The 16440-nt window shown below is 50.1% G+C and carries 15 protein-coding genes; 9 read left to right on the forward strand and 6 right to left on the reverse strand.

Translation table 11 applies throughout. The annotated features are described in order from the left end of the window. Positions 1-373: 373 nt before the first annotated feature. The 8 genes from N7E73_RS03590 to N7E73_RS03625 all read left to right on the forward strand — a co-directional run bounded on the left by N7E73_RS03590 (position 374) and on the right by N7E73_RS03625 (position 9595). Entirely contained in the window at positions 374-1357 is a 984-nt protein-coding gene (locus tag N7E73_RS03590; RefSeq protein WP_432737645.1) for a bifunctional riboflavin kinase/FAD synthetase, read from the forward strand. Then, positions 1357-3171 (forward strand): chloride channel protein, encoded by a 1815-nt coding sequence (locus N7E73_RS03595; RefSeq protein WP_432737646.1) that lies wholly within the window; start codon positions 1357-1359, stop codon positions 3169-3171. Before N7E73_RS03590 ends, N7E73_RS03595 begins: the two co-directional genes overlap by 1 nt. Positions 3172-3328: 157 nt before the next feature. Then, positions 3329-4312: a formylglycine-generating enzyme family protein gene (locus tag N7E73_RS03600; RefSeq protein WP_432737647.1), complete on the forward strand. Its 984-nt coding sequence runs from the start codon at positions 3329-3331 to the stop codon at positions 4310-4312. Between the two features lie 18 nt (positions 4313-4330). Next, the gene (locus N7E73_RS03605; protein ID WP_432737649.1) at positions 4331-4714 is read left to right on the forward strand and encodes a hypothetical protein; all 384 of its coding nucleotides are present in this window, start codon (positions 4331-4333) and stop codon (positions 4712-4714) included. A gap of 207 nt (positions 4715-4921) precedes the next feature. Beyond that, positions 4922-5461 carry an ATP-dependent protease subunit HslV gene (hslV, locus tag N7E73_RS03610; protein ID WP_432737650.1) on the forward strand — a complete coding sequence of 180 codons (540 nt, stop codon included), beginning with the start codon at positions 4922-4924 and terminating at the stop codon, positions 5459-5461. A gap of 18 nt (positions 5462-5479) precedes the next feature. Beyond that, positions 5480-6853 (forward strand): ATP-dependent protease ATPase subunit HslU, encoded by a 1374-nt coding sequence (gene hslU, locus N7E73_RS03615; protein ID WP_432737651.1) that lies wholly within the window; start codon positions 5480-5482, stop codon positions 6851-6853. Between the two features lie 95 nt (positions 6854-6948). Beyond that, positions 6949-7767: a tetratricopeptide repeat protein gene (locus tag N7E73_RS03620; protein WP_432737653.1), complete on the forward strand. Its 819-nt coding sequence runs from the start codon at positions 6949-6951 to the stop codon at positions 7765-7767. Between the two features lie 235 nt (positions 7768-8002). After that, a complete protein-coding gene (locus N7E73_RS03625) occupies positions 8003-9595 on the forward strand; it encodes a flagellar hook protein FlgE (RefSeq protein ID WP_432737654.1) in 1593 nt (530 codons plus the stop codon). A 60-nt stretch (positions 9596-9655) separates the two neighbouring features. Here the strand turns inward: N7E73_RS03625 and N7E73_RS03630 are convergent, their stop codons facing one another. The 3 genes from N7E73_RS03630 to N7E73_RS03640 are packed head-to-tail and all read right to left on the reverse strand — an operon-like array spanning position 9656 to position 11404. Next, positions 9656-9805 (reverse strand): hypothetical protein, encoded by a 150-nt coding sequence (locus N7E73_RS03630; RefSeq protein WP_432737655.1) that lies wholly within the window; start codon positions 9803-9805, stop codon positions 9656-9658. 28 nt (positions 9806-9833) lie between these two features. Continuing rightward, positions 9834-11015: an SO_0444 family Cu/Zn efflux transporter gene (locus N7E73_RS03635; RefSeq protein ID WP_432737657.1), complete on the reverse strand. Its 1182-nt coding sequence runs from the start codon at positions 11013-11015 to the stop codon at positions 9834-9836. A gap of 2 nt (positions 11016-11017) precedes the next feature. Further along, positions 11018-11404 (reverse strand): ArsR/SmtB family transcription factor, encoded by a 387-nt coding sequence (locus N7E73_RS03640; RefSeq protein WP_432737658.1) that lies wholly within the window; start codon positions 11402-11404, stop codon positions 11018-11020. Between the two features lie 236 nt (positions 11405-11640). On the opposite strand from N7E73_RS03640, the gene N7E73_RS03645 reads away from it, so the two are divergent. Continuing rightward, the gene (locus N7E73_RS03645) at positions 11641-11934 is read left to right on the forward strand and encodes an Hpt domain-containing protein (RefSeq protein WP_432737659.1); all 294 of its coding nucleotides are present in this window, start codon (positions 11641-11643) and stop codon (positions 11932-11934) included. A gap of 23 nt (positions 11935-11957) precedes the next feature. Here N7E73_RS03645 and N7E73_RS03650 read toward each other — a convergent pair whose 3' ends face one another. From N7E73_RS03650 to N7E73_RS03660, 3 genes are read right to left on the reverse strand one after another with little or no spacing between them, the layout of a single operon-like run. Then, positions 11958-12617 (reverse strand): putative molybdenum carrier protein, encoded by a 660-nt coding sequence (locus tag N7E73_RS03650; protein WP_432737661.1) that lies wholly within the window; start codon positions 12615-12617, stop codon positions 11958-11960. Positions 12618-12631: 14 nt separating this feature from the next. Further along, positions 12632-15136, reverse strand: a complete 2505-nt coding sequence (locus N7E73_RS03655) for an ATP-binding protein (protein ID WP_432737663.1) — start codon at positions 15134-15136, stop codon at positions 12632-12634. Then, positions 15133-16377: an ABC transporter substrate-binding protein gene (locus N7E73_RS03660; protein WP_432737665.1), complete on the reverse strand. Its 1245-nt coding sequence runs from the start codon at positions 16375-16377 to the stop codon at positions 15133-15135. The genes N7E73_RS03655 and N7E73_RS03660 overlap by 4 nt, the downstream gene beginning before the upstream one ends. Positions 16378-16440 lie beyond the last annotated feature (63 nt).

Genomic DNA, 16440 nt, shown 5'->3' on the forward strand with positions numbered 1-16440 from the left:
GAACTTTATGATCTCCCACCTGTTGTCCTGCTGACCATGTTCCGGGCTGATGTGTCTCTCACTCCGAAAATTGTCTGTGGATCCGGTCAGCCATAACCGGACCCATTCTTTTATGGCGAATTAAAACCTTGCCAAACAGCCCTGCATACAATAATCCTCCGTTTCCGAGACTTGTGGTTTAGGGCTACATGGGATAAAGTTTTGTGTTCTTCCGCCATTCAACTCTATTGAACGACTGCACAGCAGCCAGTCGGCCCACGGAAGATACAGGGGGCCCACCCCTTGCGACCGACAAACATTGATCCACAACAATAGAAATCATTTCAAGTGATTATTATACATTGTCACTTGAGAGAGTTAACATACTTTCATAATGATCATTACAAAATCAATCGAAGAAATCATCCGGCCTGAAAATGGAGCCTGTGTAACCATAGGCAATTTTGACGGTGTTCACAAAGGACACCAGAAACTGATCTGCAGCACCTGCCAGAAGGCTAAAGCCAACGGACTGAAAAGCGTTGTGGTAACCTTCGACCCTCACCCCCTGCGGGTGCTGGTCAACAGCAAAACCCCGCCCTTTATTACCCTTACTTCGCAGAAGCTGGAACTAATCGCCCTGCACAACCCGGACATTATTCTGGCTCTGAAGTTCAGCCGGGAAATTGCAGCCCTGTCTCCTGAAGAATTTGTAAAGAAATTCCTTCTCGACCCGCTGAATATGAAAGAGATGGTCGTGGGATACGACTACGCTCTCGGCAAAGGCCGCAGTGGTAATTACAAGGTACTGGCTGAACTCGGCGATAAATACGGATACGGCATAGAACGTCTTGACCCGGTCATAATCATGGATGCGGTGGTCAGTTCCTCGCGTATCCGCGACATGGTTCAGGAAGGCAACGTCTGGGATGTACGCCCGTTGCTGGGCCGGTTCTATCAGGTCCGAGGCGAAGTTGTTCACGGCATGAATCGGGGTGGACGGCTGCTCGGTTTTCCTACCGCCAACATCAAACTTGAAGACGAGCTTTTCCCCAAGACGGGAGTCTATGCCATACGCGTTGAAGTGGACGGCAAGGTCCTGCCCGGAGTTGCCAACATCGGCAAGAACCCGACCTTCGGCAACGATGCCCTTTCGGTCGAAGCACACATCCTTGATTTTTCCCACGACATTTACGGCAAGAATATCAGGGTCCATTTCATCCAGCGCATCCGTTCCGAACGCAAATTCAACGGTCTGGACGAGCTCAAGGAACGCATTGGAATTGATATAGGTCTTGCCAGAGAAATACTTTCATATCCCGAATCCCAGGTGCGTCCCGGACTGCACCTGACTGAATCCGGTTCCGGAGCCTGTTAATGAGTCCTCTCCTCAAACTTCAGATGTGGACCGATCTGGTCCGCTCTTATCGTAATATCAGCCATTTCAGATGGCTGTTGCTTGGAATACTTGTCGGTATCATTTCCGGCATCGTCGCGGTCGCCTTCTTTGCCGCAGTTGAATTCGGCAAATTCATGTTTCTGAACCAGCTTGCAGGTCTTTCCCTGCCCGCTCCCGAAGGCGAAGAACTTTTCCACGGCATACCGGGCCAGTTGCGCACCTGGACTATTCCCATCTGTACCACTGCAGTCGGCCTGATTACCGGATGGCTTGTAAACCGCTACATTCCGGAAACAGTTTCCGGCGGAACTGACGGCACCGATGCTACCATCAGGTGCTTCCACCAGGGCGGCGGACTTATGCGCCCGCTCGTTCCCATAATCAAGGGGACCACCTCAGTGCTGACCATTGCTACTGGCGGCAGTGCCGGGCGTGAAGGCCCTATCACCCAGATGGGAGCCGGCATTGGTTCATGGCTGGCCCAGAAGCTGAAGCTTTCCGCCAAGGAACGGAGAATCCTGCTGCTGGCAGGTGCCGCAGGTGGACTCGGGGCTATTTTCCGTGCTCCGCTCGGGGGCGCGCTTACCGCCATCGAAGTAATCTACCGTGAAGATTTTGAGTCCGAGGCAATCCTGCCTTCGGTCATATCCTCGGTTGTGTCCTATTCCCTGTTCACATTTTTCTACGGGACCGAACCCATCTTCGGTATCCCCAGATTCGTTTTCCACGACCCGCGGGAACTGATTTTCTATACCGCGCTGGCCCTTGCCTGTACACTGGCAGGCTGGATGTATATCCGCACCTTCCGGTTCATCAAGTACTCGGTTTTCTTCAAGATCAAAGACCGCGTCGGCCTCATGTGGGCCACAGGTCTCGGCGGGCTGCTCATGGGAACCATGGGCATGTTCTTCCCGCAGTTGCTTTCCGGCGGTTACGGCTGGCTGGAAATGGCCATCATGGGCGAACTGCCGATCATGATGATGGTAGCCATTGTAATCGGTAAAACCATCGCCACCTCCACTACCATCGGCTCCGGCATGTCCGGGGGGATGTTCGCCCCGGCCCTGTTTGTCGGTGGAATGAGCGGCGGCATCATCGGTCAACTGGCAGGAAAATACTACCCGGACATCGTCACCCAGCCCGGAGGATACGTGCTGGTAGGCATGGCCGCCTTCTTCGCCGGGGTCGCCAAGGCCCCCATCGGGCCGCTGATCATGGTCTGCGAACTGACACAGGGCTACGGCCTGCTCGCCCCGCTGATGCTGGCTTCGGCACTTTGTATCGTGCTCGGCAGAAGCTTCTCGCTTTATGAGAACCAGGTGGAAAGCAAATTCGACTCCCCCGCCCATATCGAGGACAAGACCATCAACATCCTCGAAGGCCTGCACGTGGAAACCCACTACAAGCCCGGCCGGGTTACCACCCTTGAAGAGGGTACTACCCTGAAAGCACTGACGGACATCATTGCCAACACCAACGAACTGTATTTCCCGGTCAAGAACTCAGACGGCGTTATCACCGGTATACTGACCATCCAGAACGTGCGTAACCACCTCTTCAACCCGGACCTCTTCGATCTCATCCTGACCAAGGATCTGGCCACCAAACCGGCCACCCTCAAGAAAGATGACGACCTCTATACCGCCCTGCTGAAGTTTGTTGATACGGACTACGGACAGATCCCGGTTGTAAGTGAAGACGACCCCAACGAAATCATCGGGATCATCAACAGGGAGAACGTATTCCGGGCTTACGCTAAGGCCGTCAGGGAACTTCGCGAGGCAGCGGAGTAGGATGAATGACTGACTCAGGTCATCCTGAACTGATTTGACAGCGATAATAAGGTCCCTCCTTCGACGTTTGTCGGGGGAGGGACCTTATTATTGACAAGCATACACACAACATGCATCATTAAATATAAGTACAACCCAAAAATATAAGAGTGCATTTATGACCAAATTTAGTTTCTTCTCCCTGTTTTGTAGCATCTTCATATTACTACTAACAACAGGATCGGTTTTAGCAGACAAGATCACAGGCGAAGGACTTGTTTGCTTGGGACAAATAAGATCAAAAGCTGAAGTAATTAAGTTAGCAAATATAGCGGCGGAAGAAGATGCATGTAGAAAAATTGGCATTTTAATAGATTCAAAGACAGAAATTAATAATGCTCTACTATCCAATGAGCAAATAACGTCACAATGTTCTCATAAGCTACAAAAGACTACAGTATTATCAGCAGACTGGGTTATACATAAAACAGGATTATCCAGTTCTGACGATTGTTACAAAATTATTATTCAGTATTCTGTAGCCGAAGACATTAATTCGTATGAGAAAGATACTTCGACCCTATTAAACTCTGAAGACAAAGGCCTTGTTTCGCATGAAAACTATGATTCTCCCCAATTTAACTTTGTAAATGTCAAAACACCAACAAAATACATATCTGTATCGGATAAAGAAATCACTCTCGAACAATGGCAAGAAACAGTAGGAAACATCCACTCTCCTTATGATGAGATATATCGCTACACAGACAAGGAGATACCGATTGCATACTTATCCCCTAAGCTAATAAATTCTTTTTTAACTACACTAAGCAAAAAGCACAAAAAATCATTTAGATTGTTAAAGGAAAGTGAATGGGAAAGCATATGCAAATCAGGAACTGATGGACTCGATTTAAATAAAATTGCTCACTTCGAGATGAATCAGGTCCAAACTAGCACAGGAGTAACAAAAGATAATAATGGCCTATATAATATCCTAGGAAATGTATGGGAAATAGTTTCTTCAGACACTAACGATTCGCTAATAATAAAAGGGGGTGGATATGGTAGTAATTCAGACACACTAAATTGCCTTAAGAAAGAAAAATTTCAACCAATCCCACCGAAGCCAAACATTGGCCTCAGAATAGTTCGCGAATAAATAAACTTGGAGACAACAATGAAAAAAATTATACCAATTATTCTCATTCTCCTTCTAACTGCATGTGTAAAAAACTATACCGAAATAGATTCATCAGAGTATACAGAATGGATGGGGGGAGAAGAATATCAACTATACTTTGATTCACAATTAAAAAAACATTACTACCCAGTAGAAGTTGAAGGGAAAACAGACGGAAAATCAAACTATTTTAGAGCCATATTCAAAAAAATACCACGAGGCCCATATTTTATGTTCCGTAGTACCCACGGCTGTATCACTGAAGAATTTGAAGAAATAAATTCAAACACGCTCCTTCAAGGATACAAAAAAATATGGCACCAAGAATTTGAATCTACTTATGGCGATCGGCTGCATCAAGCAACATGGGTTAAACGATAACAAAAATTTATACCGAAGCCCCTCCAACTGAGGGGCTTTATCGTTTCTTTCCCCCCTTGCCATCCCCCCCACAAGACTTATGTTCTGGTAATTCGAAATTCCCCGTCGGGACGGGCTTATTGCCAGACGGAACTTCAAACGCGAATAGCAATTGAACTCAATCTTCACGATGAAAAAGAAGATAAATAGATGAATCAGGAGATGAAAATGGAACTCAGAGGAACTACCATACTGGCCGTCAAAGACGACAAGGGCACTGCCATGATCGGTGACGGTCAGGTCACCATGGGGCAAGCCGTGGTGATGAAGCATTCCGCCGTGAAGGTGCGCACCCTTTATCATGACAAAGTCATGGCCGGATTCGCCGGAGCCACAGCAGACGCCTTCACCCTTTTCGAACGGTTTGAAAAGAAACTCCAGACCTATGCAGGCAACCTTGTGCGCGCTGCAGTTGAAATGGCTACCGACTGGCGCACCGACAAATACCTGCGCAAGCTGGAAGCCATGATCATGGTAGCTGACGCTGAACATATCCTGATCATCAGCGGAAACGGAGATGTTATCGAACCCGACGACGGTGTCGCCGCAATCGGTTCCGGTGGTTCCTATGCCCTCTCCGCAGCACGCGCCCTGCTGCGCAACACTGATATGCCAGCAGCCGAAGTGGCCCGCAAGTCGATGGAAATCGCCAGTGAGATCTGCGTTTACACCAACAGCAACTTCGTTCTCAAAACCCTTGAAAAATAATTCTGCAAAGGTTTCATAATGAGTAATCTTACCCCCAGAGAAATCGTATCGGAACTTGATAAATTCATCATCGGACAGGCGGATGCCAAGCGCATGGTCGCAATAGCCATGCGTAACCGCTGGCGCAGGCAGCAGCTTCCTCCGGAACTGCGCGATGAAATAGCACCCAAGAACATCATCATGATGGGCCCTACCGGGGTCGGTAAAACCGAAATTGCACGCCGTCTGGCCAAGCTGGCAGGCTGCCCCTTCTTCAAGGTCGAAGCCACCAAGTTCACCGAAGTCGGCTACGTGGGCCGCGACGTTGAATCCATGGTCCGCGACCTCATGGAAATCGGCGTCAACCTTGTGCGCAAGGAAGAGATGGACAAGGTCAAGGTCAAGGCGGAAAAGCACGCTGAAGACGCCCTGCTTGACATCCTGCTGCCCAACTCCAAACCGCAGTCATCGGGCATGGGCTTCTTCGGTGCTTCAAGCGAACCGCAGATAGAGGAGAAACCCGCTGCAGACGCAGCATCCACCCGCGAAAAATTTCGCAAGATGTGGCGCGAAGGCAAACTCGACGGACGCGAAGTGGAAATCGAAGTGACCGTACAGGGCGGCGGAGTGGAAATCATGTCCATGCCGGGCATGGAAGGCATGGGAATGCAGGTTTCCGACATGATCGGAAAGATGTTCCCCGGCAAAAAGAAGACCCGCAAGGTCAACATCCGCGAAGCATACGAAATCCTCATACAGCAGGAATCCGACAAGCTCATCGATATGGACAACGTTGCCGAACTGGCCCGTGAACGAGTTGAGCAGACCGGTATACTTTTCCTCGATGAAATCGACAAAATCGCCGGTAAGCATGACGGAGGCGGATCAGCCGATGTTTCCAGAGAAGGTGTTCAGCGCGACCTGCTGCCTGTTGTGGAAGGCTGTGTGGTCAACACCAAATACGGTATGGTCAAGACCGACCACATCCTGTTTATCTCTGCAGGAGCATTCCACTACTCCAAGCCCTCGGACCTCATCCCCGAACTTCAGGGACGCTTCCCCCTGCGTGTGGAGCTCTCCTCCCTGGGTAAAGATGAATTCTACCGTATTCTCACCGAGCCGCAGAACGCTCTCACTGTTCAATACAAGGCCCTGCTGGAAACCGAAAAACTGTCCATCGATTTCAGCAAGGAAGCCCTTGAAGAAGTGGCCGCCAATGCTCAGAAAATAAACGAGGACACTGAAAATATCGGGGCCAGAAGACTCTACACCATTATGGAAAGAATCCTCTCCGACCTTTCATTCGATGCACCGGACCGTTCCGGTGAAACCATCCTGATTGACCGCGAATACGTTAAAGAAAAACTGCAGGATGTAGTGGAAGACCGCGATCTTTCCCGCTACATTCTTTAGAAGAATAAAGACTCATATTGTGTCCGGAAGCGGAGGTTTTATACACAAGCCTCCGCTTTATTTCGCTTTTTTGAATTTGTTACCTGAGATAAAATGTGCTAGTTTTTGAACGCGTGATTTGCGTTCTTCCGTTTGCACCCTTCACCCGAACCTACCACTGGAAAGACATGGATAAAAATTCTTCTCCTCAACCCAGGATCAGAGGGGCATTCTCAACCAAAATAGTTCAGGAAATCGGGACCGGAACAACCAAGCGCAAGGTAATACAGTCCTTCCTGTACTATGCTGAAGAGACTGAGACCGGAGAGATAGAGCTTCGCCCCCTGAATGAAAATGATGTGCCTTCGGGAGAAGCGCAGCTGATCAGCAAGGAAGAACTTCTTGAATCTTTCACACCGGAACTTGAGCTGTACACCGCCAAGGTCTTTCCGGCCATGAAAGAACTGACCAGGACCCTTGCCAAGGCCGACCGCCAGCGCCAGTTGGGAAACACTTTTACTGCGGAAATGGAGTACGGCAAGGCCCTCAACATTGATGAAGACAATATCAGGGCCAACTTCGGTATAGGTCTTTGCTACCTGACCAGAAAGGAAGATGAGAAGGCCGCTGACATATTCAAACGTCTGGTCAAGCTTGATGCAGCATTTGAAAAGCAGCACAAACACCTGTTCAATGATTTCGGCATTTCCCTGCGCAAGAACATGATGTTCGACGAAGCTGTTGAGTTCTATACCCGAGCCATTGTCCTTACTGAAGAAGATGAAAATATCTACTTCAACATTGCGCGCTGCTATTATGAAGACGGCAAACGCAAAGATGCCATGAAATTTGTTGAAAAATGCCTGTCCATCAACCCGGAATCAGTCCCTGCCAGAAAACTCAAGATCCATATGAGCAAGAAGATTTCTGCTTAACCGGCTGGATACGGGCAGTTTTTTCTTTCCCCTTGGGTTACCTCAACCGCTCAAGGAGACTTTTTTTCCTTCTTCCGACTTAATTTTTCCTTATTATTCCTTAAGATACGCCTTCTGTAACTTTAGGCACGCCCTTTGCTTATATTGTGTCGAGCGGATTAATATTCCCGTTCGCACGGTTTAACAGGTTCCGGCGGAGTCAATGACCAGAAGTCGGACCTTCAAGGAGTTACCCATGGCTTTCAGCTCAATGTATACAGGCGTGGCAGGTCTTAAGGCGCACGGATTTCTGATGCAACAGATCGGTGCCAACCTCGCCAACGTGAACACCACAGCCTACAAGAGCGGCGATACCTTTCTTGAAACCCTGAACAGCCAGAGTAAGGTCGGGTCAATATCCGGTGTAGTAGCCGGAGGCGGATCAAATACAGTCGGCCAGATAGGTACGGGAGTACGGGTTTCCACAACAAGGATCAATTTTGCGGAAGGCTCCTATGAGTCCACCAGCAGCAGCACTGACCTCGCCATAGGAGGTCAGGGATTTTTCCGTGTCGCCAAATCGGACGACAGCGGAAGCCTCTACACCCGTGCCGGTAACTTCCACTTTGACAAGAACGGCCAGCTGGTTGATTCACACGGCAACATCCTGCAGGGTTACTCAATAGATAATGACGGCAATATAGGCAGCACCTCCCAGAATATAGCCCTGCCCATGAAGACGGAGACCAATGCCTCCGGTCAGGAAGTGCTTGTGGTCAAGTCCGACCCGAAGCCGACGACTGAAGCCAGTGTCCGAACAAACCTCGACTCCGGCTCCGTGGACAACAGTAACGTTGAAGGATCTCCTTTCTTCTCACTGCTGAAGACATGGGACGGCACCAGCGATACTCCGCTCAACTCAGAAGATTTTGCCTACAGCACATCACTGAAGGTTTATGATCAGAGCGGCACCACCCATGATCTGGTGGTATATTTCGACAAGGTAGTCAACGACGGCGACCCCTCCGACAGAATGTACTGGGAGTACATTGTCACCGTTCCTCCGGCAAGCGACGGCAGGTCAGCGACCGCAGCAACATCCGCCGCAGGTCTGCTCATGACCGGAACCCTGACCTTCTCGGGCGACGGCACCCTGATCAATCAGAGCGCCTACACCCTCGCAGACGGGGCCAGCGATCCCAAATCGCTCAGCAACTGGTCAGTTGCCACCATGAACAGCAACGGATTGCCGGTTATGAATGCAACACTTCTGGGCAATGACGGATCTACCAATCAGCAGACAATATCGCTCAACATGGGCATCCAATCCGGCGACAGTACCTGGACACAGCCCGGTGCAACCGCAGCGAGCGTAGGCAGTAACGCCTCCAATCTGTCGGTTATGAACAGCGGCAGGATCAACGCGCTGAGCACAACAGCTTACTACGGCTCATCCTCAACCATCAGCCAATCGCAGAACGGCTTCGGTGAAGGTTACCTGCACAATGTTGATTTCAACTCCGATGGCATCATGACCGCTCATTTCTCCAACGGACTCAGCCAGCAACTGTATCAGGTAAACCTGTACAACTTCAAAAACGAATTCGGCTTGAGAAGAGAGGGATCAAACTATTTCAGCGCCACTACCGATTCCGGAGATGCGATTCAGGGTGTAGCACGTAAGGAAGGACTTGGCTCCGTAGTAGGAAGCACACTGGAAACCTCCAACGTGGATCTTGCGGAAGAATTTGCCCAGATGATTCTTACCCAGCGCGGATTCCAGGCAAACTCCAAGACCATCAGCACAACTGAGCAGCTCATAAACACAGCTCTCGGAGTGAAGAAGTAACCGGTACTTTTCATAACCCAAAAAGACACCCCCGGAACGATTGTTACGGGGGTGTCTTTCTTATTTCTCTTCGGATTCACCAGATTCATTATCCGAATGGCGCTTTATCATTTCATCCAGCCCTTCACGGGATTTTTTCCTGACCATGTGAAAAACGGCAAAGACAATCACCAGCATCACTACGATGGCTTCTACACCTTCTCCAGTCACATCTTCCTCCTTGGGGCTGAACAATTCTTTAATGGTCGTGTCCTGATCCGGACTTACCCTTCACCAATGCCGATACCTTGGGATAGAGGATCAAGGCAAGAAGAATGAGCGCGCTCACAATGTATAGTACGCCGTGCTCATCGCCAGCCCCGCTCTGCACCCAGTCGGTGACACTTAAGCCGAGAGCAAAATATACCCAATTGACCAGTACACCCAGAAAAAGGGAGCACCCTATGATCGCACCAAGGTAAATGAACGCAGAGCGTCTGCCCAGAAGTCTTGCTATTACAGTAAAGGAGGCCGCATTCGTGGCCGGTCCGGCGAGCAGAAAGACCAGTGCCGCTCCGGGTGAGAGCCCCTTGAGGGCCAGTGCTGCCGCAATAGGGGTAGATGCGGTGGCACATACGTAAAGAGGTACGGCCGCCACCAGCATAATCAGCAGGGAAAGGAAACCGTCTCCAAGATTCTGCTCAATGAAACCGTCCGGAATCAGTGCTCCGAAGATTCCAGCCAGCACCACTCCTCCCAGGAACCAGAGGCCTATATCCTGAAGCAGATTTCCGAAAGAGTAATTCAGTCCTGCTGAAAGCTTCTCAAAAACCGTAGCTGGAATTTTGGTTTCTCCGTGCCCCCCGCAACCGCAATCCGTCCCGGAACAGCCAGTCACAGGCGGTGTAAGCTCAACACTCCCGCAGCAATCTGCAGATGAGCACCCGCAACTGCCCTGGCCCTGAAGCCCTGCGCTGGAGTGCTGATGCAGGACGGCGTCGGGAATCAGCTGTGGGCTGCTTCCATTCTTCTTATCGTTTCTGTCCACCAGTATTCCGGCCACTACCGCGGTGAAAAAAGCTGCAAAGGGACGGAAGAAAGTCATTACCGGGTCCAGGAGTGCGTAGGTCACAGCAATGGAATCCACACCGGTTTCTGGAGTGGAGATTAAGAATGAAGTAGTCGCCCCCTTGCTGGCCCCCTGCTGCCTCAATTGGGCTGCAGCCGGAATTACCCCGCAGCTGCACAGAGGAATAGGCACACCGAGGATTGATGCCTTGAACACATCAGAGACCTTTCCGGAACCAAGATTTCTGCTTATAAATTCCGGCCCCACAAAAGCCTTCAAAAGCCCTGCGACAAAAAATCCAAAAAGCATGAAAGGCGCAGATTCCAACAGCACCTCCCATGACTCGTGGGCAATTTTGATTATAATATCCATTGTTAATCTTCCTTATCAGGCGGGCACCCTGTCCCGTGCATATGATCCAGAGCAGTCCGCATTATGGTTTCCACATGGCTGTCACTGAGACTGTAGACTGCCTTTCGCCCATGCTTCTCAAAACGGACCATCCTGGCGGTACGCAACAGCCTTAGCTGGTGTGACACAGCCGAATGACTCATATCCAGCAGCTCTGCAAGATCGCAGACACATAGGTCGGACATTGAAAGAGCATGCAAAATGGAGATCCTGACCGGGTCTCCCATGAGTTTGAACACTGCTGCAAGATCCTGCATGGCTTCCCTGGAGCAACACTTTTCCTTCACCAGTTCCACTGTCCCTGAGTCCGGGTTGTGTCCGTCACAGCAATCTATATAATTTTCAGACATCACAACTCCACGTGTTTATATATGAACAACTATTCATATGTTAATAAACATGCAAACGTTGTCAAGCAGTCTCAACGGCGAGAAAAACAGAAACTCAGCCTTCAAACGTAATAAATAATATATCTGTGCCGAAAAGAATCGTACTATTAAGCAATAAGCAGGAAGATTGTGTAATCTTATGCAGGCGGGAATTATTCCTGAAAAAACAATTGAACAATCTAGCTGACAGGACACGGATGAAGGTAGCAATAAAAGAGGATCTTATCGATCTGATCCCGGTACTGATGGAATCGCTAAAAAAAGATCTTGATCAGATAAGAATCTCCATCGAAGCCGGTGATCTGGAAGAGGTCAGCGAAAGGGCTCACTCCTCGCGTGGTGCAGCCCTGACTTTTGGCTTCAATGACTATGCGGAAGAACTGAAAGATATGCGCATTGCCGTTGTAAGTAATGATTGGCCAGCTATCAATGAATCCTATGAAAGACTGAACCTGCTGCTCGATAAGGTGGAATTCCACGCCGGGAGATAATTGCCACGCAAAAAAGAAGAGACTCAACAGTTTTTCATCATTTCCGAAAACACTGAAATCAGAAAACCTCTGGTCCGGTTTGAAATTCCCGGACAACCGCTTTCTCTGGGGCCGGCAACATTCAAAATCCTGATTTTTTCCGCACCGATCCAGGCTGCAACAGTCTTTTCAGCTACCATGGAATCCGGTGAGACCACCGCTACAGGCTTCCGATGCTTGCGGGCCATCCGTATGGTCAGCGCTGTCCCTTTTGACTCGCAGTTTGCAGAGAATATCAAGGTTCCGTCGGAATCAAGCACATTGTGTTCAGTTCTCTTCCAATAATGGACATATTCCGTTTCCTGCACATTGTAGCGGGCGGGAATAATCCCGTCCTCCGCCTTTCGTCCACGGGGACACCAGCCCCTGTGCGGAATCCCCAACGCGATCGCTGCATCAAGCGCCCCGCGGTCAACCCCGGTCTGACCACCGGACACAACAGTAAAACCATGCGGCAGCCCGCAGCCGCTGTCTTCGAAAATGCCTGCACCATGGCTTAGCGCAAAGCCGCAGCTGGGACATCTGACAAATGCCATACTTTCAATCAGAGCCGGGATTATTTCAAATTCATCCAGCGGCCCGACCCAAAGACATTTCTCACAGGACTTGTATTTGAAGGCCCCGTATTTTGCTGCATGTTCCATGGATGGAACTGCTATCAGTTTTCTGGTAAAATAACAATCTGCACATCTGGAATTTGCGACAACCGATTCAGGTCAAGACTGGCACTGAGCTCGGCGGTAATGAAAATTGTCCCCTTGAACCCGGAAGTGACCCTGTTCCACAGGTCGGTGGGGGGACAGTAATTGATCTTGCCGGGACACATAACCAGCAGGCTTTCCACCGGAGGATTCTGCTCCTGCCCGAGAACCATGCAGGGATCAGTCATCATGAGATCCTCCTGCAACAGCCCATGGATTGTTTCCACCAGCCTCTTTTCATCAATAGGTTTGATAAGTGCGGCATCTCCACCGGCCTTCTGACCTTCGGCAAGAGCGCTGATGACTATCACCGGGATATGTCTGGTAGAAGGATCCATACGCAGAGCACGTATGGCCTGATCGCCGTTCATGACCGGCATCTTCAGGTCCATGGTGATAAGCTGGGGCATCCTTATCTTGGCCGTTTCAACAGCCTCCTGCCCGTTTGATACCGTTATTACACGGTACCCTTCCTCTTCAAGAACCTGTGATAGAAACTCGTTGAGGGCCGGATCGTCATCTGCAACCATAATGAGCGGACTGTCGGGGCTGCCCGGACGCATTTCCCCGCGGCAGGACCTTACCACAGGAGCATGAACCTGTCCTGTTTCTCCCGGTGAATCTATTGCAAGGGTGAAATGGAAGGAACTTCCCTCGCCGCGCTTGCTGTCCACCCAGATGCGACCCTTGTGATGATCCACAATCTGCTTGCAGATAGGCAGACCAAGGCCGGTGCCTTTGGGCTTTCCGGTCAGAGTGTCCCCGGCCTGTTTGAAACGCTCAAATATTATCTTCTGATCTTCCGGTGAAATACCGCTGCCTGTATCACTGACACTGACCATGATTTCATCAGCGTGGTAGCGCGCAGTACAGGTTATGACCCCGGAGTCTGTAAACTTTACCGCATTGGAAACGAGGTTGACCATTACCTGCAGAACGCGGTCCCGGTCACCGTATATGACCGGGAAGCCGTCTTCGATATCCACAACCATCCTGAGTCCTTTAGGCTGCCACAATGGCATGGTCGTCTGAACCGAGGTATTGATGACCTCCCCTATTTCAACAGGACCTTTCTTCCAGTCGATTTTACCGGACTCCATCTTGGCAATATCAAGAACGTCATTGATCAGGTCGGTAAGGCGCTGCCCCTCCGACACAATAATCCCGATGTTATCCTGAACCTGTGAAATGGACCGCTGGGTTTTCTTGTCAGGAGCCTCACAGAGGGGAAACACACTCTTCTCAAGCTTCTTCTTGATTATCTTTGCAAAACCCAGAATCGAAGTCATCGGGGTCCGCAGCTCATGCGAAACAGTGGAAATAAAGTCCGTCTTGAGGTTATCAACCTCTTTTTCATAAGTAATATCCCGAACAAGTATTACCGCACCCAGACAAATATTATAGCTGTCTTCGGATTCCCACTTATGAATCGGGGTGGCAACAGCCTTCACGGTCCGACGGTCCGGGAGGGTTATCTCGGTTGAATAGACTTCATGCTCACACCCGCGCACGAGGTGGTAAAGGTCAGTCATTTCATTGGAAAAAAGTTCCTTTATATCCTTTCCTTTCAATTCACGCCCGTTCATCCCGAACAACTCACCAAGAGCCGGGTTGGTGAGCGTAATTCGTCCCTTTACATCCACAACCAGCAAGCCGTCTGCAAGGTTGTCCATGATGACTTCCATGTACGTGAGGGTGTCCTGAAGCTCACTGGTGGCATTACCGACAGCCCTCTCAAGCCCGGAAATGAGTGTGGTCAACTCTCCGGCCATATTCTTCATGGTGCGGGCAAGCAGACCGATTTCATCGTTGGAAGTAATTTTAATATCCGCAGTAAAATCGTGGTCGGATAACTTCTTGGCGTATTCGGTAAGCTGGTTCAGTGGCTCTAAAATCTTCTTTACCATGATGTAGAGAATGAAAACGCTGCCCCAGAAAATGAAGAACATGACCACCTGAAGTTTAGCGATGGCAATCCAGACGTATTTGTTGATAATGCCTTTATCCATTCCCACATGAACATACCCGGCCATTCCGGCAAGAATAGGCTTGGTTATGTCTATCACATCGCCGAACTCCGGAATATCCAGTTCCCGGATGGACATGCTCTCCGGGTGAATGTTGCTGGACGCGAGAACAGCAGGCACACAGGGAACAAAAGTATGGGATATGATGTCTCCGTTGGCATCCTGCACATAAACATATGCAGCGCCGTCACTGGCACGGAACTGGTCGATCATGGACTGGATTGTGGAAGAATCACGGTTTAGCAGAATCTCCACGCTCAAGCTGGCAATACTGCCCGCAATGGCTTTGCCCTTGCTGATATACTCATCAACCATATGGTTGTGCAGAGTCAGAGCCGACATGAATGACAGTGAACAGGAAATGACCCCGAAAAGGATAAAATTCAGAAGCATGGTCTTCTGAAAAATTTTGGACATGCGCATCTTTATCGTCATTTGCTCCACCTCTTCCAGTCGCCGAGCGGCACGAATTTCCCGTCAGATACTGTGGTGTAATAAACCTCGTCCAAGCCCTGATGCTTGCCTCTGCCGAAACTGACTTCCGCACCTATGCCTATATCAAGCTTGCGGATCGACAGGGTGGCGGCATAAATATTACCGCTGTACTGGTGCAGACAAAGCCGCTCCAGAATTCTGGTAATTACCTTGGCATTGAGATAGCCTTCAAAGCTGATAAAACTGAATTTGAGCGGGCTGTACCCCCTGTCCACTCCATCCGGCAATGCGGGAGGATGCTCCGTCATAACCTGACGGTATTCGCGTACAGCAGGCAACGAGGTATCCTCGTAACTGGGAACAGTCTGCGTATTGATCAGATCTTCGGTGTAATTGCGGCCGCCATTCTTCTCCAGATCCTGCAGAAGGCTGAGCATATTTTCGCTGCCCACAAAGGAAAGATTGCATATGGGCACATCCAGTCCGGCATCTCGGGCATCCCTGACAAAGGCTGCACATGCTTCGTAAGCGCCGATTGAAATTATCGCATCAGGCTTTGTCGCAGCCAGAATCTCGACCTGCCTTTTCATGGATTCGCCAAATGTTGCTCCGCGCCTGTAGGTTGCCTCCCCCACAAGAGAGAGCTCTTTTTCGGCCAGTGCCTTTCTCACACCGTCCCAGCCGCTGCGACCGTAAGCATCCGCCTGATAGAAAACAGCTATACGGTTGCGCCCGACCATGTAGAGATTGTGGACCAGCCCCCAGGTTTCCTGACGATAGGATGCCCGCAGGTTGAAAACATAATCCTCGTATGGGAATTCACGCTGCGGCTGAGCCCCGGTAAACGGGAAAAAAAGGTATACCGGCTTCTTTGAATTGAAATGCTTGATGACCGGGAGGACCCGCGTAACCGTTGGAGTGCCTACATAGTTGAACAGGCAGGTTACTTCGTCCTGTTCAACCAGCCTGATGGTGTTGCGGATGGCAGGAAGGGGATTGTATCCGTCGTCATAGTACTGAATCACAATCTTCCGCCCGTTGATTCCTCCCCGGGCATTCACCTGATCAAAATAGGCCTGCGATCCCCGGTAAAGTTCAATGCCGAGCCCCTTGCTGGGGCCGGTAAATGCGGCTGACATGCCAAGAATGAAATTTCTCTGTTCTTCGGCAGGAGCAGGAGAGCTACCCAGCATGAATACCAGCAACGTGAGAAGCAACGATTTCAGACCGACTCTTTTCATACCGGATACCCCGGGGATGTTTTCTGCCGAGCATACCGGTTCACCCGGATAGGCAAGGAGCTC

This window comes from Maridesulfovibrio sp. FT414 (genome assembly GCF_050916235.1).
Lineage (GTDB): Bacteria > Desulfobacterota > Desulfovibrionia > Desulfovibrionales > Desulfovibrionaceae > Maridesulfovibrio.